At 72.0% G+C, this 22,971-nt stretch carries 20 protein-coding genes; 12 read left to right on the top strand and 8 right to left on the bottom strand.

The features are described 5' to 3' along the window. Window positions 1-189 precede the first annotated feature (189 nt). The gene (locus tag Q7W82_RS03745) at window positions 190-483 is read left to right on the top strand and encodes a DUF2782 domain-containing protein (RefSeq protein ID WP_160946949.1); all 294 of its coding nucleotides are present in this window, start codon (window positions 190-192) and stop codon (window positions 481-483) included. 294 nt (window positions 484-777) lie between these two features. Here Q7W82_RS03745 and Q7W82_RS03740 read toward each other — a convergent pair whose 3' ends face one another. Both Q7W82_RS03740 and Q7W82_RS03735 read right to left on the bottom strand, forming a co-directional pair. Further along, the gene (locus tag Q7W82_RS03740) at window positions 778-1,224 is read right to left on the bottom strand and encodes a universal stress protein (protein WP_242082880.1); all 447 of its coding nucleotides are present in this window, start codon (window positions 1,222-1,224) and stop codon (window positions 778-780) included. 85 nt (window positions 1,225-1,309) lie between these two features. Next, window positions 1,310-1,870, bottom strand: coding sequence for a sugar O-acetyltransferase (locus tag Q7W82_RS03735; RefSeq protein ID WP_242157182.1), 561 nt, complete (start codon window positions 1,868-1,870; stop codon window positions 1,310-1,312). Between the two features lie 222 nt (window positions 1,871-2,092). On the opposite strand from Q7W82_RS03735, the gene Q7W82_RS03730 reads away from it, so the two are divergent. From Q7W82_RS03730 to Q7W82_RS03705, 6 genes are all read left to right on the top strand, one after another. Beyond that, window positions 2,093-2,389, top strand: a complete 297-nt coding sequence (locus Q7W82_RS03730) for a hypothetical protein (RefSeq protein WP_242157184.1) — start codon at window positions 2,093-2,095, stop codon at window positions 2,387-2,389. A gap of 283 nt (window positions 2,390-2,672) precedes the next feature. Further along, window positions 2,673-4,610: a peptidase M61 gene (locus Q7W82_RS03725; RefSeq protein WP_242157186.1), complete on the top strand. Its 1,938-nt coding sequence runs from the start codon at window positions 2,673-2,675 to the stop codon at window positions 4,608-4,610. A gap of 119 nt (window positions 4,611-4,729) precedes the next feature. Further along, window positions 4,730-5,470, top strand: a complete 741-nt coding sequence (locus tag Q7W82_RS03720; RefSeq protein WP_242157187.1) for an endonuclease/exonuclease/phosphatase family protein — start codon at window positions 4,730-4,732, stop codon at window positions 5,468-5,470. Next, complete coding sequence (gene clsB / locus Q7W82_RS03715; protein WP_242157195.1) at window positions 5,467-6,672, top strand: cardiolipin synthase ClsB; 1,206 nt, start codon at window positions 5,467-5,469, stop codon at window positions 6,670-6,672. The genes Q7W82_RS03720 and clsB overlap by 4 nt, the downstream gene beginning before the upstream one ends. Then, complete coding sequence (locus tag Q7W82_RS03710; RefSeq protein WP_242157198.1) at window positions 6,669-7,631, top strand: lysylphosphatidylglycerol synthase domain-containing protein; 963 nt, start codon at window positions 6,669-6,671, stop codon at window positions 7,629-7,631. The genes clsB and Q7W82_RS03710 overlap by 4 nt, the downstream gene beginning before the upstream one ends. A gap of 135 nt (window positions 7,632-7,766) precedes the next feature. Then, complete coding sequence (locus Q7W82_RS03705) at window positions 7,767-8,009, top strand: hypothetical protein (protein WP_242157200.1); 243 nt, start codon at window positions 7,767-7,769, stop codon at window positions 8,007-8,009. A gap of 76 nt (window positions 8,010-8,085) precedes the next feature. Here Q7W82_RS03705 and uvrD read toward each other — a convergent pair whose 3' ends face one another. Together uvrD and Q7W82_RS03695 are read right to left on the bottom strand one after the other, a co-directional pair. Continuing rightward, a complete protein-coding gene (gene uvrD / locus Q7W82_RS03700) occupies window positions 8,086-10,287 on the bottom strand; it encodes a DNA helicase II (RefSeq protein WP_160946940.1) in 2,202 nt (733 codons plus the stop codon). A gap of 70 nt (window positions 10,288-10,357) precedes the next feature. Next, window positions 10,358-11,239: a LysR substrate-binding domain-containing protein gene (locus tag Q7W82_RS03695; RefSeq protein ID WP_242157202.1), complete on the bottom strand. Its 882-nt coding sequence runs from the start codon at window positions 11,237-11,239 to the stop codon at window positions 10,358-10,360. A 115-nt stretch (window positions 11,240-11,354) separates the two neighbouring features. Between Q7W82_RS03695 and Q7W82_RS03690 the strand changes: the two genes are divergently transcribed. Continuing rightward, window positions 11,355-12,872: an MFS transporter gene (locus Q7W82_RS03690; protein ID WP_242157204.1), complete on the top strand. Its 1,518-nt coding sequence runs from the start codon at window positions 11,355-11,357 to the stop codon at window positions 12,870-12,872. A 187-nt stretch (window positions 12,873-13,059) separates the two neighbouring features. Here Q7W82_RS03690 and Q7W82_RS03685 read toward each other — a convergent pair whose 3' ends face one another. The 4 genes from Q7W82_RS03685 to rpmB all read right to left on the bottom strand — a co-directional run bounded on the left by Q7W82_RS03685 (window position 13,060) and on the right by rpmB (window position 16,591). Beyond that, a complete protein-coding gene (locus tag Q7W82_RS03685) occupies window positions 13,060-14,487 on the bottom strand; it encodes an FAD-dependent oxidoreductase (RefSeq protein ID WP_242157206.1) in 1,428 nt (475 codons plus the stop codon). A 111-nt stretch (window positions 14,488-14,598) separates the two neighbouring features. Further along, window positions 14,599-16,017 (bottom strand): cardiolipin synthase, encoded by a 1,419-nt coding sequence (gene cls / locus Q7W82_RS03680; protein ID WP_160946936.1) that lies wholly within the window; start codon window positions 16,015-16,017, stop codon window positions 14,599-14,601. A 159-nt stretch (window positions 16,018-16,176) separates the two neighbouring features. Further along, complete coding sequence (gene rpmG / locus Q7W82_RS03675; RefSeq protein ID WP_169411268.1) at window positions 16,177-16,344, bottom strand: 50S ribosomal protein L33; 168 nt, start codon at window positions 16,342-16,344, stop codon at window positions 16,177-16,179. Between the two features lie 10 nt (window positions 16,345-16,354). Then, window positions 16,355-16,591, bottom strand: coding sequence for a 50S ribosomal protein L28 (gene rpmB / locus Q7W82_RS03670; protein WP_010342733.1), 237 nt, complete (start codon window positions 16,589-16,591; stop codon window positions 16,355-16,357). A gap of 296 nt (window positions 16,592-16,887) precedes the next feature. Between rpmB and Q7W82_RS03665 the strand changes: the two genes are divergently transcribed. From Q7W82_RS03665 to Q7W82_RS03650, 4 genes are read left to right on the top strand one after another with little or no spacing between them, the layout of a single operon-like run. Further along, window positions 16,888-17,226 (top strand): hypothetical protein, encoded by a 339-nt coding sequence (locus Q7W82_RS03665; protein ID WP_242157208.1) that lies wholly within the window; start codon window positions 16,888-16,890, stop codon window positions 17,224-17,226. A 56-nt stretch (window positions 17,227-17,282) separates the two neighbouring features. After that, window positions 17,283-18,536: a TolC family protein gene (locus Q7W82_RS03660; RefSeq protein ID WP_242157210.1), complete on the top strand. Its 1,254-nt coding sequence runs from the start codon at window positions 17,283-17,285 to the stop codon at window positions 18,534-18,536. After that, entirely contained in the window at window positions 18,533-19,711 is a 1,179-nt protein-coding gene (locus Q7W82_RS03655; protein ID WP_242157220.1) for an efflux RND transporter periplasmic adaptor subunit, read from the top strand. The genes Q7W82_RS03660 and Q7W82_RS03655 overlap by 4 nt, the downstream gene beginning before the upstream one ends. A gap of 10 nt (window positions 19,712-19,721) precedes the next feature. Next, a complete protein-coding gene (locus Q7W82_RS03650; protein ID WP_242157221.1) occupies window positions 19,722-22,931 on the top strand; it encodes a CusA/CzcA family heavy metal efflux RND transporter in 3,210 nt (1,069 codons plus the stop codon). The last annotated feature ends 40 nt before the right edge of the window (window positions 22,932-22,971 follow it).

The following is a 22,971-nucleotide window of genomic DNA, read 5'->3' as shown; positions in this document are numbered from 1 at the left end:
GATCACGACGCTGCGCCCGCACCCTCATCCGCCCCTGCGGGGCACCTTCTTCAGAGGGGAGGAGGAAACTGCGAGCCCCTCTCCTACCGGGAGAGGGCTTGGAGCGAGGATCCGGCGCGCCATTGGCATGCCGTACGCACACACTCGGCGCATACTCTGCGTCATGTCCTGCCCGTGGAGAACACCGTCATGAAAGCCCTGATCCTGGTCCCGTTGTTGCTGCTGGCGGGCTGCGCCTCGACCGGCCTTGGCCCGGACGGCGCGCCGGTGGACGTGCGCGGCGCGGAAACGACCCAGCGCAAGATGGAGAACGGCGACACCGTCGACGAGTATCGGGTGGGCGGTCAGCTGCGCATGGTCAAGGTGACGCCGGCGCGCGGACCGGCCTACTACCTGTACGACCGCAACGGCGACGGCCACATGGAAGTGGACGGCAGCAAGGACAACGTCTCGCCGGTGTACTGGAAGCTCTACAGCTGGTGATGCACACACTGCGCGCTGCCAAACGGCTGCGCGCAGCGGCGTGTGTACGCATCCGCCGCACGCCGGCCGACAGCCGCACTAGCAGCGCGACAGGCACTGGCGGCGGTAGCGGTCGGTGCGGCGGTCTTACGTCGCCGCCTGCTCCTCGCCTGCGGCGACCTACCTAGGCCCAGGCCGCGAGGCATCATTCGCGATCGCCATCCCGCGTGCGGCGACGCCGCGCCGGTACCCGCCGAACGCAGGCGTCGATCGTTCCAGCCTCCGCGCCGATGCCGGCGCGGGGCCGTCAGCCGCTCAGCGGATCACCAGCACCGGGATCTGGCTGTTGGTGAGCACTTCGGCGGTCTGGCTGCCGAGCAGGACCCGGCTCATGCCGCGGCGGCCGTGCGAGGTCATCACGATCAGGTCGCTGTTGCAGGCCACGGCCATGTCGATGATGCCCTCGGCGGCGTAGCGGTCCAGCACGTGGCGGCCGTGCGCGGTCACCCCGGTGGCCGCGGCGGCGGCCAGTGCCGGCGCCAGGATCGTCTGCGCGCCGGCTTCGCGGTCCTGGCGGTACTCGGGGCTGGCCTCGTAGCCCACGCTCCAGCCCATCGCGTCGTACATGCCCATCGCCCATGGCTCGGACACGGTGACGATATCCACCTCCGCGCCGAGCGCGGCGGCCAGCGCCAGGCCCTGCTGCAGACCCTTGGCGGACAACTCGGAACCATCGATGGCGATCAGGATGCGCTGGTACATGGGGTGCCTCCGGTGACGCCGCGCGCGGCGGCTAGGACAGCATTGCACACCCGTTGCGTGGCGCCCGCCTTGACCCGGATCAAATTCAGGCGCTGTGCGGCTTCAGCAGGCGTGCCGGATTGCCGGCCACGCGCGCACCGGCCGGCACGTCGCGGGTGACCACGCTGCCGGCGCCGATCACCGCATCGTCGCCGATGGTCACGCCCGGCAGCACGATCGCGCCGCCACCGATCCAGACGTTGCGCCCGATCGTCACCGACCGCCCCAGTTCCAGCCCTTCGGCACGCTGTGCGGCTTCGCGCGGATGATCGGCCGCGTAGATCTGCACCGCCGGCCCGATCTGGGTACCGGCGCCGATGTGCACCGGCGCCACGTCCAGGATCACGCAGTTGAAGTTGAGGAATACGTCCTCGCCGAGATGGATGTTGTAGCCGTAGTCGCAATGGAACGGCGGTCGCACCACCGTGCCGCGTCCGACCGCGCCCAGCCCTTCGACCAGCAGCGCGTGGCGCCGCGCCGGCGGCTCGGCCAGTGCCGCGTTGTAGCGCAGCATCCAGGCACTGGCCGCGTCCTGCTCGGCCTGCAGCTGTGCATCGTTGGGACGATAGGCCTCGCCGGCCAGCATCTTCTCTTTCTCGCTGCGCATCCTTGCCCTCCCAGGCAGTGGTCGAACCGGCATGATCGCATCGCGCTGCGTGACGACCAACGCGCGCCGCCCTGGGTCACGACGCGCAGACCGCGGCGACGTCGTGACCTGCGCGCCACGCCGCATTCACTGTCCAGCAACGCATCCGCGTCCGATCATCGGACGACCGTGCAGGCGCTTGCGAGGCCGCGCGGACGTTTTCCCCAGACAAGGCGGTGCGCGATGTCCCAGCGTGTGGAAGCAGGCCAGATGGTGTTCGTCGCCGACGGCGAGGTCGGTGTGGGCGCGGTGCGCGAGGTGCGCGACGGCGGCGCGGCCTTCGTCATCAATATCGAGAACGGCGGTGATTTCGTGGTGCCGTCCAGCGCGGTGCGCGACGTGCATTTCGGCAAGGTGATCCTGGCCGTCGAGCACCTGCCCGCACCGCTGCGCGAGGCGCTGCGGCATCCGCACGCTGCGGAGCTGCCGACCTCGACCTACGCCGCCAGCGATCCGAGCGACGGGGCGCTGAAGGACTGAAGCGACGGGCTGCCCGGCCGTGGCGTCGGGCGTCCAAGGGGGCTGACGACGCCTCGCTTGTGAGCGATCTGCACCGCGCCAGACCGGCCAGGCCGCGCTGCCGCCAGGCACCGGAAGGACGCCGCGTTCGCGTCGTCGCCCTCCGGCTGCCGCCAGCGCGCGCAGCACGTGCATGAACGGCATCGCCTGGCGCTTCGGCAGCCGGGCCGCCGCCGCTGCACCGGTGGCGACGGCAGGTGCTAACGTTCCGCGCTTCTGCCCCCCTCGCCCTTCGGAGCCGCGCATGTCCGCCACCGCTTTCCCCGTCTCCCGTCGCGCCCGCCGGGCGCTGGTCCTCGGCATCGGCCTGGCGCTCGCCGGCGCCGCGCAGGCGCAGGTGGTGCGCACGCCCGACGTGCCGGCGCCGCAGGACACGCCCTACCCCGGCACGCTGACCCTGCAGGTGGACGCTGGCGACGTGCGCCAGGGCATCTACCGGGTGCGCGAGACCATCCCGGTCAGCGCCGGGCGGCTGACCCTGCAGTACCCGCAGTGGATCCCGGGCGACCATTCGCCGAGCGGGCCGGTGGCGATGCTGGCCGGCCTCACCCTCACCGCCAACGGCAAGCCGCTGCCGTGGCGCCGCGACACCTTCGACGTGTATAGCTTCCACGTCGACGTGCCGCAGGGCGTGAGCGCGATCGACGCCAGCTTCCAGTACCTGTCGCCGCGCGACGACGGCTTCGAGATGACCGACAAGATGCTGCAGCTGGAGTGGAACAAGGTGGCGCTATACCCGGCCGGCCACGACACCCGCGGCATCACCGTGGTGCCCAGCGTGACCCTGCCGGCCGGCTGGGAGTTCGGCACCGCGCTGGAGACCGCCAGCCGCAACGGCGCCACCACCACCTTCAAGCCGGTGGACTTCACCACCCTGGTCGACTCGCCGATCTATGCCGGGCGCTACTTCAAGCGCGTGGACCTGACCCCGGCCGGCGGCGCGCCGGTGCACCTGGACGTGGTCGCCGACGCGCCGCGGTTCCTGGACATCAGCGCCGAGCAGTTGCAGGTGCACCGCAACCTGCCTGTGCAGGCGATCAAGCTGTTCGGCTCGCACCACTACGCGCACTACGACTTCCTGTTCTCGCTGTCGGACGTGCTCGGCGGCAACGGCCTGGAGCACCACCAGTCCAGCGAGAACGGACTGGCCGCCGACTACTTCAGCGCCTGGGACGAGAACGCCCCGGACCGCGACCTGCTCGCGCACGAGTACACGCACTCGTGGAACGGCAAGTTCCGGCGCCCGGCCGACCTGTGGACGCCCGCCTTCAACGTGCCGATGGGCGACTCGCTGCTGTGGGTCTACGAGGGCCAGACCCAGTACTGGGGGTATGTGCTGACCGCACGCGCCGGGATGTGGACGCCGCAGCAGTTCCGCGACGCGCTGGCGATGACCGCGGCCAACTACGACCGCAACCGCGCCGGCTTCCGCTGGCGCTCGCTGGAGGACACCACCAACGACCCCACCGCCGCGCATCGCGCGCCGCTGCCCTACCGCAGCTGGCAGATGAGCGAGGACTACTACAGCGGCGGGCAGATGGTGTGGCTGGCGGTGGACGCCAAGCTGCGCGCGATGAGCGGCGGACGCAAGTCGCTGGACGACGTGGCCAAGGCGTTCTTCGGCATCGACGACGGCAGTTTCGCGGTCAAGACCTATACCTTCGACGACGTCATCGCCGCGCTCGATGGCGTGGTCCACTACGACTGGGCCGACTACATCAACCGGCGCGTGTACCAGGTGGACCCGCCGCTGCTGGAAGGCCTGCAGGCCAGCGGCTGGACGCTGGTGTACACCGACCAGCCCAGCGCGTTCGAGAAGCAGTACGACGGCCGCCACCAGTCGGCGCGGCACCGCTACAACTTCGCCTGGTCGATCGGCCTGGTGATGAACGACGACGCCAGCATCAACGACGTGCTGTGGGACGGCCCGGCGTTCAAGGCCGGGGTCAGCAGCGGCGCCACGGTGCTGGCGGTCAACGGCCAGGACTACTCGCGCGACACGCTCAAGCAGGCCATCGCCGACGCCAAGGGCGGCAGCGCGCCGATCGTGCTGACGCTCAAGTACCAGGGCGGCGTGCGCGACGTGCCGGTGAACTACCACGATGGCCTGCAGTATCCGCACCTGGTGCGGGTCGAGGGCACGCCGGACTACCTGAGCAAGATCATCGCCGCACGGCGCTGAGCCGACACCGCCGCCGCTGCCGGCAACGCAGCGGCGGCAGGCCACGCGCAGCGGCGCCGTCACGCGCCGCACGCGGACGCCGGCGACAATGGCAGGCGTAATGTCCGTCCTGCCCCGGCATGCCTGCGATCGAGTTGCTGACCATCAATGCGCACATGGGCTTCAGCGTGCTGAAGCGGCGCTTCATGCTGCCGGAACTGCGCGCGGCGATCCGCGCCCTGCCCGCGGACCTGGTGTTCCTGCAGGAAGTGCTGGGCGAACACCAGGTGCATGCCGGCCGCCATGCCGACTGGCCGGCGCAGAGCCAGTACGAATTCCTCGCCGACGCGCTGTGGCCACAGTTCGCCTACGGCCGCAATGCGGTGTATCCGCATGGGCACCACGGCAACGCGCTGCTGTCGCGCTTCCCGATCGCCTCCTTCGTCAACCGCGACGTCTCCATCGCCGGCCACGAACACCGCGGACTGCTGCATGCGGTGCTGGAGATCCCCGGGCATGCCGTGGCGGTGCACGCGATCTGCGTGCACCTGGGCCTGCGCGAGGCGCACCGGCGCCGGCAGATCGGCCTGCTCGGCGCGTTGGTCGCCGAACTGCCGGCACAGGCGCCGCTGATCGTCGCCGGCGACTTCAACGACTGGCGCCAGCGCGGGCATCCGCTGCTGCTGCGGCATGGCCTGACCGAGGCCTTCGCGCACCTGCACGGGCGCGTGGCGCGCAGCTTCCCGGCGCGCTGGCCGCTGCTGCCGCTGGACCGGATCTATGTGCGCAACGTGCGCATCAAGGCCGCACGGGTGCTGACCGGCCGCCCCTGGTCGCACCTGTCCGACCACGCGCCGCTGCACGCCAGGATCGTGCTGTGAACCGGGCTGCGAACTGCGACACGCGCTGGCGCCAGGGCCACCGCCTGCAGTTGCTGGAGAACGGCGATGCGTATTTCCCGCGCGCCTTCGCCGCGATCGACGCGGCCCGGCACGAGGTGCTGCTGGAGACCTTCATCTGGTTCGAGGACAAGGTGGGCCTGGCGCTGAAGGACCACCTGGTCGCCGCCGCGCGCCGCGGCGTGCGCCTGCGCCTGCTGGTGGACGCGTTCGGCTCGCCGGATCTCTCGCCCGGCTTCGTGCGCGAACTCACCGAGGCCGGCGCCGAACTGCGCCTGTTCGACCAGCAGCCGACCCTGCTCGGCGTGCGCCTGAACGTGTTCCGGCGCATGCACCGCAAGCTGCTGGTGGTGGACGGGCGGATCGGCATGATCGGCGGCATCAACTGGTCGGCCGATCATCTGGCCGATTTCGGCCCGGAGGCCAAGCAGGACTATGCGGTGGAGGTGCACGGCCCGGTGGTGGCGGACATGGTCGCGTTCGTGCGCCGCACCCTGGACACCCACGGCACCGGCGCGGGTTGGGTGCCGCAGGAAAAGGTCGATGTGCCGCCCGCCGGCGAGGCCGAGGTCTGCTTCCTGCCGCGCGACAATGCCGGCCGTTCGCGCAGCATCGAACGCGCCTACCGGCAGGCGTTCCGCGGCGCGCGCCACGAGATCGTGCTCGCCAACGCCTACTTCTTCCCCGGCTACGGCTTCCTGCGCGACCTGTGCGCCGCTGCCCGCCGCGGGGTGGCGGTGAAGCTGATCTTCCAGGGCCAGCCGGACACGCCGCTGGCGCTGTTCGCCGCACGCGCGCTGTACCGGCATCTGGTCGATGCCGGCGTGCAGATCTTCGAATACTGCGAGCGCCCGTTCCACGGCAAGGTCGCGGTAATCGACGGCCACTGGAGCACGGTGGGATCGAGCAACCTGGATCCGCTGAGCCTGGCGCTGAACCTGGAAGCCAACCTGGTGATCCGCAATGCCGCCTTCGCGCGCGACCTGCACGGGCGCCTGCAACGGCTGATGCAGCGGCACTGCCGCGAAGTCGTGCCGGCGCAGGTGCCACGCGGACGCTTCTGGCAACCGCTGCTGCGGCCGCTGCTGTTCCATGTACTGCGCAACGTGCCGCAGTGGGCCAGCCGACTGCCCAAGCGCACGCCGCGCACCGCGGTGCTGCGGCGCAAGCGGCACGCACCATGAGCCGCCCGCGCAAACGCTGGCGCGTGCTGCGCCGCGTCGCCTATCTGGCCTTCCTGGTGCTGGTGGCGGTCCTGCTGGTCCGCGCGGCGCACAACGTGGATTGGGCGCAGGTCGGCACGACCCTGGCCGGCTACGGCGCCGGCACCCTGGCCGCCGCGGCCGGGCTGAGCCTGGCCAGCTATGTGCTGTATGCCGGCTACGACCTGGCCGCGCGTCGCTACGCGGCGCATGCGCTTCCGACGCCGCGGGTGATGGCGATCGCGACCATCGCCTACGCCTTCAGCCTGAATGTCGGCGCGCTGATCGGCGGCACCGGCATCCGCTACCGCCTGTATGGACGCGCCGGATTGGGGCTGGCGACGATCAGCCGCGTGGTCGGCTTCGCCATCGCCACCAACTGGATGGGCTACCTGCTGCTGACCGGCGCGTTGCTGGTCAGCGGCCGCCTGCGCACGCCGGCGCAGTGGCCGCTGAGCGGCGCGGCACTGCCCTGGATCGGCGCCGCGATGCTGGCCGCCGTGCTGGCGTACCTGATCGGCTGCCAGCGCGCGCATGGCCGCACGCTGCAGGTGCGCGGCCACGTCCTGCACCTGCCGCCGTTGCCGCTGGCCCTGCTGCAACTCGGCCTGGGTGCCGGCAACTGGGCGCTGATGGGGGCCCTGCTGTACGTGCTGATGCCGGCCGGCGTGGCCTACCTCTCGGTGCTCGGCGCACTGCTGGCGGCGGCCGTGGCCACCGCCATCGCCCACGTGCCGGCCGGCATCGGCGTGCTGGAAGCGGTGGTGCTGCCGCTGTTGGGATCGCAGGCGCCGCAGTCGGCCCTGCTGGCGGCATTGCTGGCCTATCGCGCCTTCTACTACCTCGGCCCGCTGCTGCTGGCCTGTGCTGGCTATGCGGTGCTGGAGGCGCGAAGACGGCGCGACACGCAGGCACCACCGCACGCAGCGGGCACCGACTGACACAGCGGCGGCCAATCGCGTTAGCAGCGGCCCCACCGCGGTGAGGCCGCGACGCTTGGCCTCAGCCAAGCATCGCCACACGCAGCGTTTGTTACGCTCGCGGCGACCAACGCGACCGCGCATGGACGGATCGGCATGAAACGCCATGGAGACCCGCTTTCGGACCTGGCGGTCGAGGCGGTACGGCCTGTCGCCATGGCCGAGGTCACGCTGTGCGCCGACCCCGGCGAGCCGAGGGCGATCGCGCAGTGCTTGCCGGATTGTGCCGACGAGATGGAGCGCATGGGTGCCGATTACGATCATCTGCACCTTTCCGACCGCATCGCGCAGTTCGAGACTGCGCCGCAGTTCGTGGTGGCTGCCGCGGCGTTGGGATGATGCAGTCCGCGCGCCGGAGCGGTTGGCGGCCGACCTGCGCACCGCGCACGCCCCGGCATACCACCATCGCGTCGGCCTACAGCACCGTCAGATTGGCGTACGCCATCACCAGCCATTTGGCGCCGGCTTCGTCGAACTGCACCTGCACGCGGGCGTGGGCGCCGCTGCCTTCGTAATCGATGACCACGCCGCCGCCGAACTTGGGATGCTGCACGTTGGCGCCGAGCTTGATCGCCGGCGCCTCGATCACGCTGTGGCCCAGGCTGCGCGGTGCGCCCAGCGAGGCGCTGCGCGAGACCTGCACCTTCGGCCGCACTTCGTGCAGCAGCTCGCGCGGGATCTCGCGCAGGAAGCGCGAGGGCACGTTGTAGTTGTCCTGGCCGTGGATGCGCCGCGACTCGGCATAGCTCAGCACCAGCTTGTGGCGGGCGCGGGTGATGCCGACGTAGGCCAGGCGCCGCTCTTCCTCCAGGCGCCCGCTCTCTTCCAGCGAACGCGCACTGGGGAACAGGCCGTCTTCCATGCCCGCCAGGAACACCAGCGGGAATTCCAGGCCCTTGGCCGAGTGCAGGGTCATCAACTGCACGCCGTCCTCGCCGGCCTGGGCCTGGCCTTCGCCGGCCTCCAGCGAGGCGTAGGCCAGGAACGCGACCAGTTCGGTCATCGCCTGGCGGCCCTCGTCGGCGTCCTCGTCGCCGTCGGCGCGGACGAAGCGCGAGGCCACCGACACCAGTTCGTCGAGGTTGTCGGTGCGCGACTCCGAATCCAGCCCGCCGCGGCTCTCCTTGCTCCAGTGATCGCGCAGGGTGGAACGCGCCAGCACCTGGTCGATCTGTTCGGGCAGCGGCAGCCCGGCCACGTCCGCGGCCAGTTGCTCGATCAGGCCGAGGAACTGGCCCAGCGCGTTGCGCGCGCGTGCGGCCAGTTCGCCGCCCTGCTGCGCGGCCTGTTGCGCCGCCGCCCACAGCGACAGCGACTGCGCGCGCGCCAGGCGCCGCACCTCGTCCAGGGTACGGTCGCCGATGCCGCGCGGCGGCGTGTTGACCGCGCGCTCGAAGGCCGCATCGTCGGCACGGTTGGCGACCAGGCGCAGGTAGGCCAGGGTGTCCTTGATTTCGGCGCGCTCGAAGAAGCGCATGCCGCCGTAGACGCGGTACGGCACCTGCTCGGCGATCAGCGCCTCTTCGAACGCGCGCGACTGCGCGTTGCTGCGATAGAGCACCGCCGCCTCGCTGTAGCTGCCGCCGTCGCGTACCCATTGGCGCACGCGCTCGACCACGTAGCGCGCCTCGTCCACCTCGTTGTAGGCCGCGTACAGGTCGATCGGCTCGCCATCGCCGGAGTCGGTCCACAGCTGCTTGCCGATGCGGTCGGGGTTGTGCGCGATCACCGCGTTGGCGGCGTTGAGGATGTTGGCGCTGGAGCGGTAGTTCTGCTCCAGGCGGATGGTCTGCGCGCTCGGGAAATCGGTGAGGAAGCGCTGCACGTTCTCGACCTTGGCGCCGCGCCAGCCGTAGATCGCCTGGTCGTCGTCGCCGACCACGAACACGTGGCCGCTGTCGCCGGCGAGCACGCGCACGAAGGCGTACTGGATGGCATTGGTGTCCTGGAATTCGTCGACCAGGATCTCGCCGAAGCGGGCGCGGTAATGCGCCAGCAACGCCGGGGTGTCGCGCAGCAGTTCGTGCGCGCGCAGCAGCAGTTCGGCGAAATCGACCAGGCCGGCGCGGTCGCAGCGCTCCTGGTACAGCGCATAGGCGTTGCGCAGGGTGGTGACCCATTCGTCGCGCGGCTCCGGCTGGATGTGCTGCGCGCGGCGGCCCTCGTCCTTCTGCTGGTTGATCCACCACACGATCTGCTTGGGCGGGAACTTGCCCTCGTCCAGCTCCAGCTGCTGCACCACGCGCTTGACCAGCCGCAGCTGGTCGTCGGCGTCGAGCACCTGGAAGCTCTCGGGCAGCTTCGCGTCCTGCCAGTGCAGGCGCAGCAGGCGGTGCGCCAGGCCGTGGAAGGTGCCGATCCACATGCCGCGGCTGCCGTTGCGCAACTGCAGGTCGGCGCGGTGGCGCATCTCGCCCGCGGCCTTGTTGGTGAAGGTGACCGCCAGGATGCCGTGCACCGGCACGCCATGCACCTGGTGCAACCAAGCGATGCGATGGGTGAGCACGCGCGTCTTGCCGGAGCCGGCGCCGGCCAGGACCAGGTAGTGGCCGGGCGCGGCGGAAACGGCCTCGCGCTGGGCGGGGTTCAGATCGTCGAGCAAATGAGAGACATCCACCCGCGCATTTTAGCCGGTGCAGCGGCGCAGCGGCTGCGACAGCGCGCGCCGCGCGGCACACGACCTGGCGTCAATCGGTGCGGAACAGCCGTTCGGCGAGGAAATCCACGAACACGCGCAGCTTCGGCGACAGTTGCCGGCGCGACGGCCACACCACGAAGAACGCGCCGCCGTCGGCCATGTGCGCATCCAGCACCGACTGCAGGCGGCCGTCGGCCAGCGCATCCTGGGCCAGGAACGCCGGCATGCAGGCGATGCCCATGCCGGCGATCGCCGCCGCACGCACCGCTTCCATGTTGTTGCAGGTGAGCACCGCCGGTGGCAGCGGCGCCGATTCGGCCAGCGGCCAGTCCTGCGGCTTGCCGGTATCGGGAACGCGGAACACCACGCCATCGTGCGCGGCCAGTTCCGCCGGGGTCTGCGGCACGCCGCGGCGGCGCAGGTAGTCCGGCGCCGCGCACAGGCAGAAGCGGAACGGTCCCAGCCGCCGCGCCAGCAGCCGCGAGTCGGCCTGCACGCCGCTGCGGATCACCGCGTCCAGGCCGTGTTCGAGCAGATCGACCACGCGGTCGTCGAAGTCCAGGTCCAGCTCCACGTCCGGATAGCGCTGGCGGAATTCGGGCAGCAGCGGTACCAGGAACCGGTAGCCGATGGTCGGCAGGCCGACCCGCAGGCGCCCGCGCGGCGCCTGCCGGGTCTGCGCCAGCGCCTCCTCGGCCTCGCGCAGGTCGGCCAGCACGCGCTGGCAATGCTCCAGGAACAGCGCGCCCTCGGCGGTCAGCGCGATGCGCCGGGTGGTCCGCTGCAGCAGGCGCACGCCGAGCTCGCGTTCCAGCGCCGCGACGCTCTTGCCCACCGCCGAGGCCGAGATGCCGAGCACGCGGCCGGCACCGACAAAACTGCGCTGCTCGGCGGCACGGGCGAAGGCAACGATGCCGGTGAGGCGGTCCATGCGGCGATATTAGAGCGTTCTGTTCCGCAAAGTGTGGAAGAGCAGTGTCTTTTTCGCGGATTGCCGCCTCGGTATCTCTAGTGACCTTCCGGCATCCGCCACACGAGTCGCTCCGATGACCGCCGCTTCGACCTCCCCCTCCACGCCCCTGCCGCGCCGGGGTGCCGCCCTGGCCGCGGTGTGCCTGGCCGCCCTGGCGCTGCCGCTGAACTTCTCCGGCGGCGCCATCGCCACCCCGGCGATCGGCGCGGCCCTGGGCGGCAGCGCGCTGGCCCTGGCCTGGATCACCAACGCCTTCATGCTCAGCTTCGGCAGCCTGCTGCTGGCCGCCGGTGCGCTCGCCGATCGGCATGGACGGCGCCGGGTGTTCCTTGGCGGCCTGGCGCTGTTCGCCCTGGCGACGCTGGGCGTGGCGGTGGCCGGTTCGGTCGCGGCGATCGACCTGTGGCGGGCGCTGCAGGGTGTCGGTGCCGCCGCCGCGCTGGCCGCCGGCACCGCGGCGCTGGCGCCGCTGTACACCGGCGCCGCGCGCACGCGTGCGTTCAGCCTGCTCGGCACCACCTTCGGCACCGGCCTGGCGTTCGGCCCGCTGGCCGCCGGCGCGTTGAGCGAACGGCTGGGCTGGCGCGCGATCTTTTTCGGCGTGGCCGCGGTCGCGGCGCTGGCATGGGCCCTGGCCGCGCGCTGGCTGCCCGCCTCGCGCGCTCCGGCCGCCGGTCCGCCCGACCGTGCCGGTGCCGTGAGCTTCAGCGCGGCGCTGGCGCTGTTCACCGCCGGCCTGATCCAGGGGCCGCACAGCGGCTGGAGCAGCGCCGCGACGTTGGCCCTGTTCGGTGCCGCCGCGCTGTTGCTGCTCGGCTTCGTGCGGATCGAACGGCGCCGCCGGCATCCATTGCTGGACCTGAGCCTGTTCCGCTACCGGCGCTTCGTCGGCGTGCAGCTGCTGCCGGTCGCCACCTGCTACAGCTACGTGGTGTTGTTGGTGCTGCTGCCGCTGCGCATGATCGGTGTGGATGGCGCGCCCGCCGCCAGCGCCGGCCTGACGCTGCTGGCGCTGTCGGCACCGATGCTGCTGGTGCCGAGCCTGGCCGCCGTGCTGGCGCAGCGGATCGCCCCGGCCTGGCTGTCCGCGGCCGGGTTGGCGGCGGCCGCGGCCGGCCTGTGCTGGCTGGGCGCGCGGCCGCCGGCGCAGGCGCTGCCGGCGCTGCTGCTGATCGGCGCCGGCACCGCCCTGCCCTGGGGCCTGATGGATGCGCTGTCGGTCAGCGTGGTGCCGAGCGAACGCGCCGGCATGGCCGCCGGCCTGTTCGGCACCCTGCGCGTGGCCGGCGAAGGCATCGCCCTGGCCAGCGTGGCGGCCTTGTTGGCGGCCTTGCTGCAGATGCGGCTGGCCGCGGTTGCGCCGCTGCTGCCGCACGCGGCCCTGGCGGACACCGCGCAGCGCCTGGTCGCCGGCGATCTGTCGGCCTCCATGCACGAGGGTGCGCTGTCCGCAACGCAACTGCGCCTGGCCTATGCGGCGGCCTTCGGCACGCTCATCCGGGTGCTGGCGGCGATCACCGCGCTGGCGGCGATCGCGATCTGCCTGCTGCTCGGGCGCACGCCGCAGCACGCGGTGGATGAACGCTTCTGATGCCCGCGGGGAAGTCCCGTGCAGGAGCGGCTTCAGCCGCGATGGGCGTTACCGGGAACGCCTGTCGCGGCTGAAGCCGCTCCTACGAGGTCCCACGTCGGTCCGCTGCGGCAACCAAAGCGATGCGAGGTGTTCGGATGTCATCGCCGCGCCGACATGCATCGTGGCGAGGCCTGCTCCGCGGTGGTCAGTGCGTCGCGACGCGGGCCGACACGTCCAGCGCCAGCAGCGCCTGCGCGGTCTGCTGCGCCTGCACCCGCAGCTCGGGGATCGCCAGGCTTTCCCACAGGCTGCCGATGCGCAGGCTGCCGAGCACGCGGATGCGCGGCGTGGCGTGGCCATCGGCGTCGAGCAGCGCACCGTCGGCGGCGCTGCCCACGCCGATGCCGTGCGGCCCCGGCTGCGCATGGCCACAGCCCAGCAACTGGTGCAGCAGCGGATTGCGCATGGTCTGCGCGCGCAGTTCCACGCCGGTGGCATTGATCACGCAGTGCGCGTCGAGCTGCAACGGCGCACCGTCGGCGCCCATGCCGTTGACCTGCACGCAGGCGCCGACCGGGAACACCGTGTCCAGCCGCGCACGGTGCAGGCGCAGCTGGCCGACCCGGCGCATCGCCTGCAGTTGCGCGAACACCGGTTCGGCGATGCGATGCCGGTGCACGTCCCAGTAGCGCACCACGTGGCGCAGGAACCGGCGCTGCTCGGCGACCGACAGCGATTGCCACAGTGCCTGGCTCAGCGGCCGCACCCGGTCCATCACGCTCTGCCAGTTCTGGCCCTGCGCCTGCGCCGCGGCGGCGTGGCGGCGCAGCGCGCGCACGCGCTGGCGCAGCGGCAGCGCCAGCAGCGCCTGCGCATCGAAGTCGGCCGGCGCGCCATGCGCGGCGTGCGGCAACGGCAGCAACGCGTGCCGCGAGACCACGTGCACCGGGCCACGGTGCGCATTGGCCAGCAGGGTCAGCACGCTGTCGGCCATGCTCAGGCCGGAGCCGACGATGCACACCGTCGCCTCGCGCGGAATCGCCTGCAACTGCGCGTAGTCCCAGGCCTCGATCCGCGACGGCGCGTCGAGACTGGGGGCACCGCGCGCCGGCAGCGGACGCAGGCTGTTGCCCAGCGCCAGCACGGTGGCACCGGCGTGCAGGTGGGCACCGTCGTGCAACTGCAGGCGTTGCCCGCCGGTCGGCTGCGGGTGCAGCGCCAGCACGCGCGCCTGTCGCCATTGCAGGCGCGCCGGCCCGGCGGCCTGCGCCTGCTGCAGCCGCGCGCGCAGGTAGGCGGCGTAATGGCGGCGCTGCACGTAGGCGTCGGCCAGCGCCGCGCGCGACAGCTGCGGATACAGCGCTTGCTGCTGCAGCCAGTCGAGGAAATCGTCGGGCGCCTCGGCGAAGGCGCTCATACGGCCGGCGGTCACGTTCAACAGGTGCTCGGCGCAGGGCGTCGCATAGGCCACGCCCTGCGCCAGCGCCGGCTGCGATTCGATCAGTTGCACGCGCAGCGCGGTGTCGGCGTGGCGCAGCAGCTGCAAGGCGACCAGCACGCCGGCCGCGCCGCCGCCGACGATGGCGATGTCGCAGTCGTCCTCGACCGGGTCGCTGGGGACAAGCTCACTCATGCCGCGATTGTAAGGGAAGCCCCCACCGACCCGGTCCGCGGCTGAGAACCGTCGCGCATGTGCCGGCACCGATCGCGCATGAGCGCGTCATGCGCCTGTCATCGGCATGCGTCACATCAGGGCATCGGCGAGGCGGGCGATGCCTTCGCGGCTGCGTCGCCAGGCCGGCCGCTTGCGCCAGTCCTGCAGCGTCAGCACCCGCGCATCGGCCAGGTAATCGGCCTCCACCGCGCGCAGCCGCTGCACCACCGCGGCGCTGTAGCACAGCATGCCGACCTCGGCGTTCAACGCGAACGAGCGGATGTCCAGGTTGATCGAGCCGACCAGGGCGATGCCTTCGTCCACGCTCAGATGCTTGGCGTGCAGGAAGCACGGCCGATACAGCGCGATCTTGACTCCGCTGCGCAGCAGTTCGTCGTAGTAGGCCTCCTGCGCCCAGGCGGTGAGCCGCTGGTTGTTGCTCTCGGACAGGATCAGTTGCACGTCCACCCCGGACAGCGCGGCGATGCGCAGCGCGCTGAGCGTGGCCTCGTCCGGCACGAAGTACGGCGTGACCATGACGATGCGCCGCCGCGCCAGATGGACGAGCGCGTTGACGGTGTCGCGCGCATTCTCGAACGGGTACGCCGGCCCGCTGGGCAGCAGCTGCGCGGCGACGCCGCCACCGTGGATGGAGGCGGGCGCGACCACGCTCAGGCGCTGCCCGGTCTCGATGAACCAGTCGCTGGCGAACACCGCTTCCAGATGCGCCACCACCGGCCCCTGCACCCGCGCCACCAGTTCGCGGTTGGGATGGCCGGGGACGAACTGCGGCTCGGCCAGGTTCTGCGAGCCGATGTAGCCGACGCGGTTGTCGATCACCGCGATCTTGCGGTGGTTGCGCAGGTCCATGCGGCCGCTGCGGCGCCAGCGCAGCCCGCCCGGCAACAAGGCCTGCACCTCGACCCCGGCCGCATGCAGGCGCTTGCGGTAACGGCGCAGGCCGCGGCGGCCGCCGCGCGCATCCAGCAGGAGCCGGCAGCGCACGCCGCGCGCGGCGGCGCGCAGCAAGGCGGCGCTCACCGCATCGCCGACCGCGTCGTCGAACATCAGGTAGTACAGCAGGTGCACGCGCTCGACCGCCGCATCGATGTCGTCGATCAGCGCCTGCAGCGAGGGCGCATAGCGATCGAGCAGCTCGACGCTGTTGCCATGGGTCGGCATGAAATCGCCCTGGCGCTCGACCAGCGGCACCACTTCGGCGACCACGGTGTCGGCCGGCGGCGCCCAGCGCAGCGCGGTCAGCGGCACCTGCTGCTCGCGGATCACCTGCGAGGCCAGCGCCTGGCGGCGGATGCGCTCGCGTGACAGCCAGGGATGGCCGAGCAACAGGTACAGCGGCAATCCCAACAACGGCACGAAGCCCACCAGCAACAGCCAGCTGCGCGCCGCGCCGGGCGTGGTGCGGGTGGGGATCCACAACAGCGCCACCAGCCGGATCAACCAGTCCAGCGCCAGCAGCCACGTGCCTTCCAACCAGACCGGCAGCATCGCGATCCTCGCAACCCAGGTCGCCCGATTCTGCGGACTGCGCCGGCAAACGCAACCATGGCCGCATCGGCGGCGGGGTTTTCCGTTCCCCAGACGCACGAAACCCGCCTTGCGGCGGGTTCGGTGTCCAGCGTGAGCGGCGATCCGAGGATCAGCCGATCACTTGATCTTGCCTTCCTTGTACAGGACGTGCTTGCGCACGACCGGATCGTACTTGAGGAATTCCATCTTCCCCGGGGTGTTCTTCTTGTTCTTGTCCGTGGTGTAGAAGTGGCCGGTACCGGCCGAGGAAATCATACGGACCTTATCGCGCTTGCCTGCCATGATGCTCTACTCCTCAGACCTTTTCGCCGCGCGCACGCAGCTCAGCCAGAACGGTGTCGATGCCGTTCTTGTCGATGGTGCGCAGCGCGTGCGCGGAAACCTTCAGCTTGACCCAGCGGTTCTCGCTGGCGACCCAGAAGCGGCGCTCGTGCAGGTTGGGCAGGAAACGACGGCGGGTCTTGTTGTTGGCGTGGGAGACGTTGTTACCCGTCTGCACACGCTTGCCGGACACTTGGCATACGCGGGACATTGCGCACCTCGATAGTAGTTTGGTCGCCCATAGCCTGGGAGACGGCGGCCCCGGCAGCCCTGCGGCCACCACGCGACGTGGGAAATCAAACGGTTACGCTGGGAAAGGCCGGCCGGAGATCGCGCATCCGGCCGCCGGCCCCGACCTCGTCGGGCACAGCGAGCCGCGCATTATGCAGGCGATCAAAGGCTTGTGCAAGTTGTCCACAGGGCCGGGCGCCGCGCAGCCCTGGCCGACGGACGCGGCGGGCGTTGCTATTGTATCCGCCGGAATCCGCTTGCTAGCCTGCTCGGGTCATGCGCCGCCTGTTCCGACCACTGCGTACCTCCCTGCTGATGCTGCTGCTGGCGGCGTTCGTGGTCGTGCCGGTGGCCGATGCGCTGGCCTGCGCGCTGGAGCCGGAGTCCGCGGACGCCGTGCACACGCCCGCCGCGGCGCATGCCGATGGCGACGACAGCGACGGCAAGCTCGCCGGCAGCTGCAGCCACAATCATTGCCACCACTCGAATCTGAGCCTGCCGGCGAGCGCCCTCGCCGTGTTCGGCGCGCCGCGACCGGCGCGCTGGATGCAGGCCACCGACGCTTCCCCTGCGGGCGTCGTCCAGGACGGATTGAAGCGCCCGCCCAGAGCGTGAGTTGAGCGTGTCCCGCGATCGCGGGTTTCCGTTTTCCTCACCTCTGGAATTTCTTCATGTCGACTCCGACACGTCGGCCGCCGCGCGCGGCCGGGCGGGTCGTCGCCGTGCTGCTGGGCCTGGCCCCGGCCACGCTGGCGATGGCGCAGACCGCTCCTTCCTACGACACCTTGCTCGAACGGCTTGACCAGTTGCCTGGCGCCCGCGTCGGCGCGGCCCTGGCCGAGGCCGCCGATGCGCGCGCCGAGCAGGCCCGGGCGCTGCCCAACCCGGCGCTGTCCTGGTCCAGCGAAAACGCCTGGGGCAGCGGCACCTATGCCGGCACCGGCCGGGCCGAGATCTCGCTCACCCTGTCGCAACCGCTGGAACTGTGGGGCCAGCGCGGCGCACGCATCCGCGCGGCCCGCGCCGACGCCGATGCGGCCGCCATGCGTGGCGCGCAGCACCGCAGCGATGCCGCCGGCGAGCTGGCGCTGGCCTATGCGCAGGCGGAGGCCACGTTGCGCCGCGCCGCCCTGGCCGACCAGGCGCTGGCGCTGACCCGCGCCGATGCGGCGGCCATGGCCGCGATGGTCGCGCAGGGCCGCGAGCCGCAGCTGCGCGCGGTGCAGGCGCGCAGCGAGGTGGCCGATGCCAGCGCCGCGCTGGACGAGGCGCAGGCATTCCGCGACGCGGCGCTGGCGCGCCTGGCCGCCATCGCCCTGCTGGAGACGCCGGTGCAGTCCATCGACGCCGGCCTGCTCGACCGCGCGCCGCCGTTGCCGCGCGCGCGTGAGGTGGCGGCACTGCCGGTGCGCATCGCCAGCGCCGAGGCCGAGGCCGCTGCGCGTCTGGTCGAGGTGGAGCGCAAGCGCGCCCTGCCCGACCTGAGCCTGACCGCCGCGCAGACACACTTCCGCGAAGACCGCGCCCACGCCTACACGCTCGGCGTCAGCCTCAGCGTGCCGCTGTTCGACCGCAACCGCGGCGGCATCCGTGCCGCCAGCGCCGAACGGCGCGCGGCCGAGGCGCGGCTGGACCAGCAACGGCGCGCCAGCGCCGCCGACCGTCTGGCGGCGCTGGCCACGCTGAAGGCCGCCGGCAGCCGCACACGCGCGGCCGACGACGGCGTGGCGGCCGCGGAGGAGGCCTATCGCCTGGCCCGCATCGGCTTCGATGCCGGACGCATCGCACAACTGGAACTGCGCAGCACCCGTGCCGCGCTCATCGCCGCCCGCGGCATTGCCGTGGATGCCCGCCTGGCGCGGGTCACGGCAGAAATCGAACTGGCCCGCCTGGAAGGGCGCGCGCCGTTCATGGAGGCCCAATGAACCTGTCCCGCCCACTCTTCCGTGCCGGCAGCCTGCTGCTGGCCCTCCTGCTGGCCGCCTGCGCCGGCGACAAGCAGGCCGCCCCGGCGACCGACGAGGCGCACGGCCATGGCGCCGAGCGCCGGCAGGATGCGCCCGAGCCTGCGGCGATGTCCGCCGCCGATGCCGGCGACACGGTGCGGCTGACCCCGCAGCAACGCGCCGCGTCCGGCATCGAGGTGGTCGCGGTTGGCCGCGGCGGCGGTGCCTCGACCCGTCTGGCGGGCCGGGTCGAACCGGCGGTGGGCGCGCGCGCCGCGGTGGCGGCGAGCATCACCGGCCGCGTCGAGCGCGTGCTGGTCGCGCCCGGCAGCATGGTGCGCCGCGGGCAGCCGCTGGCGATCGTGGTCAGCGGCGAGGCCGCGGTGTTCCGGGCCAATGCGCTGGCCGCCGGCGCCGAGGCCGAGGCCGCGCGGCTGGCGCATGCGCGCGACCAGGCGCTGGTCGCGCAGGGCGTTGTCGCCCGCCAGGAATTGGAACGCTCGCACGCGCGGGCCGTGGCGGCACGCGCGCAGGCCGCGGCGGCGCAGGCGCAGGCCGCCGCCAACGGCGCGCCCGACGCCAGCGGCCGCGTGCGCATCGTCAGCCCGCTGGACGGGCGAGTCGGCAGCGTGCAGGTCACCCCCGGCAGCGTGGTCGCGGCCGGCAGCGTGGTGGCCGAGGTCACCGATCCGGCGATGAACGAACTGGTGTTCGCCGCGCCGCCGGCACTGGCCGCGCAGGTCGCGCCGGGGACGACGCTGGAGGTGAGCGCGCCGGGCGGCACCTTTGCCGCCGCGGTCACCGCGGCGACCGCCGACCTGCGCGCGCCGGGCGGCGCCGCGGTGATCCGTGCGATGCCGGTCGCCGCGCCGGTGCCGCCGGCGGGGTCGCCGGTGTCGGCCGTGGTCGTCACCGAGGGCCAGGACACCGCGCTGAGCGTGCCGGCCGACGCGGTGCAGACGGTGGAGGGACGCAGCGCGGTGTTCGTCGCCGTTGCCGAGGGCTTCCGCGCGCAGCCGGTGCTGACCGGGCGCCGGGCGGGCGATCGCCTCGAGATCCTCGACGGGTTGCGCGGCAGCGAACGCATCGCCGGCCGCAATGCCTTCCTGCTCAAGGCCGAACTGGCCAAGGGCGACGTCGAGCACGGCCACTGAGGAGACAACCATGTTCAACCTCATCATCGACACGGCGGTGCGCCTGCGCTGGCTGGTGCTGTTCCTGGCCGCATTGATCGCCGGCTGGGGCCTGTACCAGTTGGGGCGGCTGCCGATCGACGCGGTGCCGGACATCACCAATCGCCAGGTGCAGCTCAACACCGTCGCCCCGGCGCTGACCCCCGAGCAGATCGAACGCCAGGTGACCTATCCGCTGGAGACGGCGCTTGCCGGCATTCCCGGCCTGGTCACCACGCGCTCGCTGTCGCGCAACGGCTTCTCGCAGGTCACCGCGATCTTCAGCGACGCCACCGACCTGTACTTCGCCCGCCAGCAGGTGGCCGAGCGCATGCGCGAGGCGGCCGAGGATCTGCCCGACGGCGTGACGCCGCGGCTGTCGCCGGTGACCACCGGGCTGGGCGAGGTGCTGATGTGGACGGTGGACTTCACCGCGTTCGACCCGGCCCGGCTGGCGCGGCCGGGCGCGGCGGGCTGGCAGGCCGGCGCGGTCTACCGCACGCCGGAGGGCGAGCTGCTGCGCACCCCGCAGGAGCGCGCCACCTACCTGCGCACCGTGCAGGACTGGATCATCGCGCCGCAGATGCGTGCCAGCCCGGGCCTGGCCGGGGTCGACACGATCGGCGGCTACGTCAAGGAATACGCCGTGCATCCGGACACCGCGCGGCTGGCCGCGCACGGCCTGGGGCTGGCCGATCTGGTGACGGCGCTGCAGCGCGCCAATGTGCAGGCCGGTGCCGGCTTCGTGCAGCGTGCCGGCGAAGGCCTGGTGGTGCGTGCCGACGGCCTGGCGTTGGGCGCCGACGATCTCGCGCAGGCGCCGGTAGCCACCCGCAACGGCGTGGTGGTGCGCGTGGCCGACGTGGCCGAGGTCGCACCCGGCCGTGCGCCGCGCCTGGGCGCGGCCAGCCGCAACGGCCACGAGGCGGTGCTGGGCACGGCGCTGATGCTCGCCGGCGACAACAGCCGCACCGTGGCGCAGGTCGCGGCCGCACGGCTGCAGCAGGTCAACGCCACGCTGCCGCCGGACATCGTCGCCGTGCCGGTGCTGGACCGCAGCGTGCTGGTCGACGCCACCATCCGCACGGTGGCCAGGAACCTCACCGAAGGCGCGTTGCTGGTGGTAGTGGTGCTGTTCCTGCTGCTGGGCAACCTGCGCGCGGCGGCGATCGCCGCACTGGTGATCCCGCTGTCGTTCCTGTTCGCGGTGATCGGCATGCACCGCTTCGGCATCAGCGGCAACCTGATGAGCCTGGGCGCGCTGGACTTCGGCATCCTGGTCGACGGCGCGGTGATCGTGGTCGAGTCGACGTTGCTGCTGTTGGGGCAGCGCCGTGCCGAACTGGGCCGCGCGCTCACCACGGCCGAGCGGCTGGGCGTGGCCGCCGAGGCGGCGCGCAAGATGGCGCGGCCGGCGGCGTTCGGCCAGTTGATCATCCTGCTGGTGTTCGCGCCGATCCTCACCCTGGAAGGCGTGGAGGGCAAGACCTTCCAGCCGATGGCGGCGACCTTCATGCTGGCCCTGGTCGGCGCCTTCCTGTTCTCCTTCACCTTCGTGCCGGCGCTGGCCGCGCTGCTGGTGCGCGAGCCGACGGCGCGTGCCGTCGCGCCCCAGGACCACGCAGGGGACCACGAGACCTGGCTGCTCCGCCGGCTGCGGCAGCGCCTGCAACCGCTGATCGGCGGCGCGGTCGCACGTCCACGCATGGTGGCCGCCGGGGTGGCGCTGATGGGCGTGCTGGGCGTGGGCGCGTTCGCGCTGCTGGGCCGCGAGTTCATGCCGACGCTGGACGAAGGCAACGTGGCGATGCAGGCGCTGCGCGTGCCCTCGACCTCGCTGGAGCAGTCGCTGGCGATGCAACTGGCGCTGGAGAGGGCCATCGCCCGGCAGCCGGAAGTGGCGGCGGTGTTCTCGCGCACCGGCACCGCGGAGGCGGCGATCGATCCGATGCCGACCAACATCTCCGACAGCGTGATCGTGCTGAAGCCGCGCGCGCAGTGGCCCGATCCAGCGCTGCACAAGGAGGCGCTGGTGGAACGACTGGAGAAACTGGCCGGGCAACAACTGGGCAACAGCGTGGAGTTCAGCCAGCCGATCGAACTGCGCTTCAACGAGTTGATCTCCGGCGTGCGCACCGACCTGGCGGTGATGGTGTTCGGCGAGGACATGCAGCGGCTGCGTGCGGCCGCCGACCAGGTGGCGCTGAAGCTGCGTGCGGTGCCCGGCGCCGCCGACGTGCGGGTGGAACAGGTCGCCGGCCTGCCCACCCTCAACGTGCGCATCGACCACGTGGCCGCCGCGCAACTCGGACTGACCGCGGCAGACGTCAGCGAGGCGGTGAGCACCGGCATCGGCGGCGCCACGGCCGGGCGCATCTTCGAGGGCGACCGCCGCTTCGACGTGGTGGTGCGGCTGGACGATGCCGCGCGCAACGATCCGGACCAGCTCGCCGCCTTGCCGATCGCCACGCCCGCCGGGCAGGTGGTGCCGTTGTCCTCGGTGGCGCGGATCGACGTCAGCGAGGGGCCGAACCAGATCAGCCGCGACAACGGCAGCCGCCGCGTGGTGGTGCAGGCCAACGTGCGCGGCCGCGACCTGGGCGGCTTCGTCGCCGCGGCGCAAGTGGCGGTGGCCGAGGTGACACTGCCGCCGGGCGCCTACCTGCGCTGGGGCGGGCAGTTCGAGAACCTGCAGCGCGCCGAGCGGCGCCTGGCGATGGTGGTGCCGGTGGTGTTCCTGCTGATCGGCAGCCTGCTGTTCATGGCCTTGCGCAACATCCGCGAAGCGTTGCTGGTGTTCGGCTGCGTGCCGCTGGCACTGGTCGGCGGCCTCCTCGCCCTGCTGCTGCGCGGCATGCCGTTCTCGGTGTCGGCGGCGGTCGGCTTGATCGCCGTGTCCGGCGTGGCGACCTTGAACGGGCTGGTGCTGATGCAGGCCATCGGCGAGCGCCGCCAGGCCGGTGCGACGCCGTGGCGGGCGGCGATCGACGGCGCGGCCAGCCGCCTGCGGGCGGTGCTGACCACCGCGCTGGTGGCGATCGTCGGCTTCCTGCCGATGGCCATCGCCAGCGGCGCAGGTGCGGAGGTGCAGAAACCGCTGGCGACGGTGGTGATCGGCGGGCTGCTGACCGCCACCGCGCTCACCCTGCTGGTGCTGCCGACGTTCGCCGCGCGCATCGCCGCGCCGCGCGTGGCCGGCTGATCCGGTGCAGGCCGGCGCCCTTCCCGCGGGACGCGGCGCC

It is taken from the genome of Xanthomonas indica, from assembly GCF_040529045.1.
Taxonomy (GTDB): domain Bacteria; phylum Pseudomonadota; class Gammaproteobacteria; order Xanthomonadales; family Xanthomonadaceae; genus Xanthomonas_A; species Xanthomonas_A indica.
The sequence above is the reverse complement of the archived record's forward strand: the minus strand, read 5'-3'. Positions and strand labels throughout refer to the sequence as shown.

Bases quoted from the DNA above. Each gene is read 5' to 3' on its own strand.
- Q7W82_RS03745 (WP_160946949.1), top strand. From the start codon at position 190: ATGAAAGCCCTGATCCTGGTCCCGTTGTTGCTGCTGGCGGGCTGCGCC.
- Q7W82_RS03740 (WP_242082880.1), bottom strand. From the start codon at position 1,224: ATGTACCAGCGCATCCTGATCGCCATCGATGGTTCCGAGTTGTCCGCC.
- Q7W82_RS03735 (WP_242157182.1), bottom strand. From the start codon at position 1,870: ATGCGCAGCGAGAAAGAGAAGATGCTGGCCGGCGAGGCCTATCGTCCC.
- Q7W82_RS03730 (WP_242157184.1), top strand. From the start codon at position 2,093: ATGTCCCAGCGTGTGGAAGCAGGCCAGATGGTGTTCGTCGCCGACGGC.
- Q7W82_RS03725 (WP_242157186.1), top strand. From the start codon at position 2,673: ATGTCCGCCACCGCTTTCCCCGTCTCCCGTCGCGCCCGCCGGGCGCTG.
- Q7W82_RS03720 (WP_242157187.1), top strand. From the start codon at position 4,730: ATGCCTGCGATCGAGTTGCTGACCATCAATGCGCACATGGGCTTCAGC.
- Q7W82_RS03710 (WP_242157198.1), top strand. From the start codon at position 6,669: ATGAGCCGCCCGCGCAAACGCTGGCGCGTGCTGCGCCGCGTCGCCTAT.
- Q7W82_RS03705 (WP_242157200.1), top strand. From the start codon at position 7,767: ATGAAACGCCATGGAGACCCGCTTTCGGACCTGGCGGTCGAGGCGGTA.
- Q7W82_RS03695 (WP_242157202.1), bottom strand. From the start codon at position 11,239: ATGGACCGCCTCACCGGCATCGTTGCCTTCGCCCGTGCCGCCGAGCAG.
- Q7W82_RS03690 (WP_242157204.1), top strand. From the start codon at position 11,355: ATGACCGCCGCTTCGACCTCCCCCTCCACGCCCCTGCCGCGCCGGGGT.
- Q7W82_RS03685 (WP_242157206.1), bottom strand. From the start codon at position 14,487: ATGAGTGAGCTTGTCCCCAGCGACCCGGTCGAGGACGACTGCGACATC.
- cls (WP_160946936.1), bottom strand. From the start codon at position 16,017: ATGCTGCCGGTCTGGTTGGAAGGCACGTGGCTGCTGGCGCTGGACTGG.
- rpmB (WP_010342733.1), bottom strand. From the start codon at position 16,591: ATGTCCCGCGTATGCCAAGTGTCCGGCAAGCGTGTGCAGACGGGTAAC.
- Q7W82_RS03665 (WP_242157208.1), top strand. From the start codon at position 16,888: ATGCGCCGCCTGTTCCGACCACTGCGTACCTCCCTGCTGATGCTGCTG.
- Q7W82_RS03660 (WP_242157210.1), top strand. From the start codon at position 17,283: ATGTCGACTCCGACACGTCGGCCGCCGCGCGCGGCCGGGCGGGTCGTC.
- Q7W82_RS03655 (WP_242157220.1), top strand. From the start codon at position 18,533: ATGAACCTGTCCCGCCCACTCTTCCGTGCCGGCAGCCTGCTGCTGGCC.
- Q7W82_RS03650 (WP_242157221.1), top strand. From the start codon at position 19,722: ATGTTCAACCTCATCATCGACACGGCGGTGCGCCTGCGCTGGCTGGTG.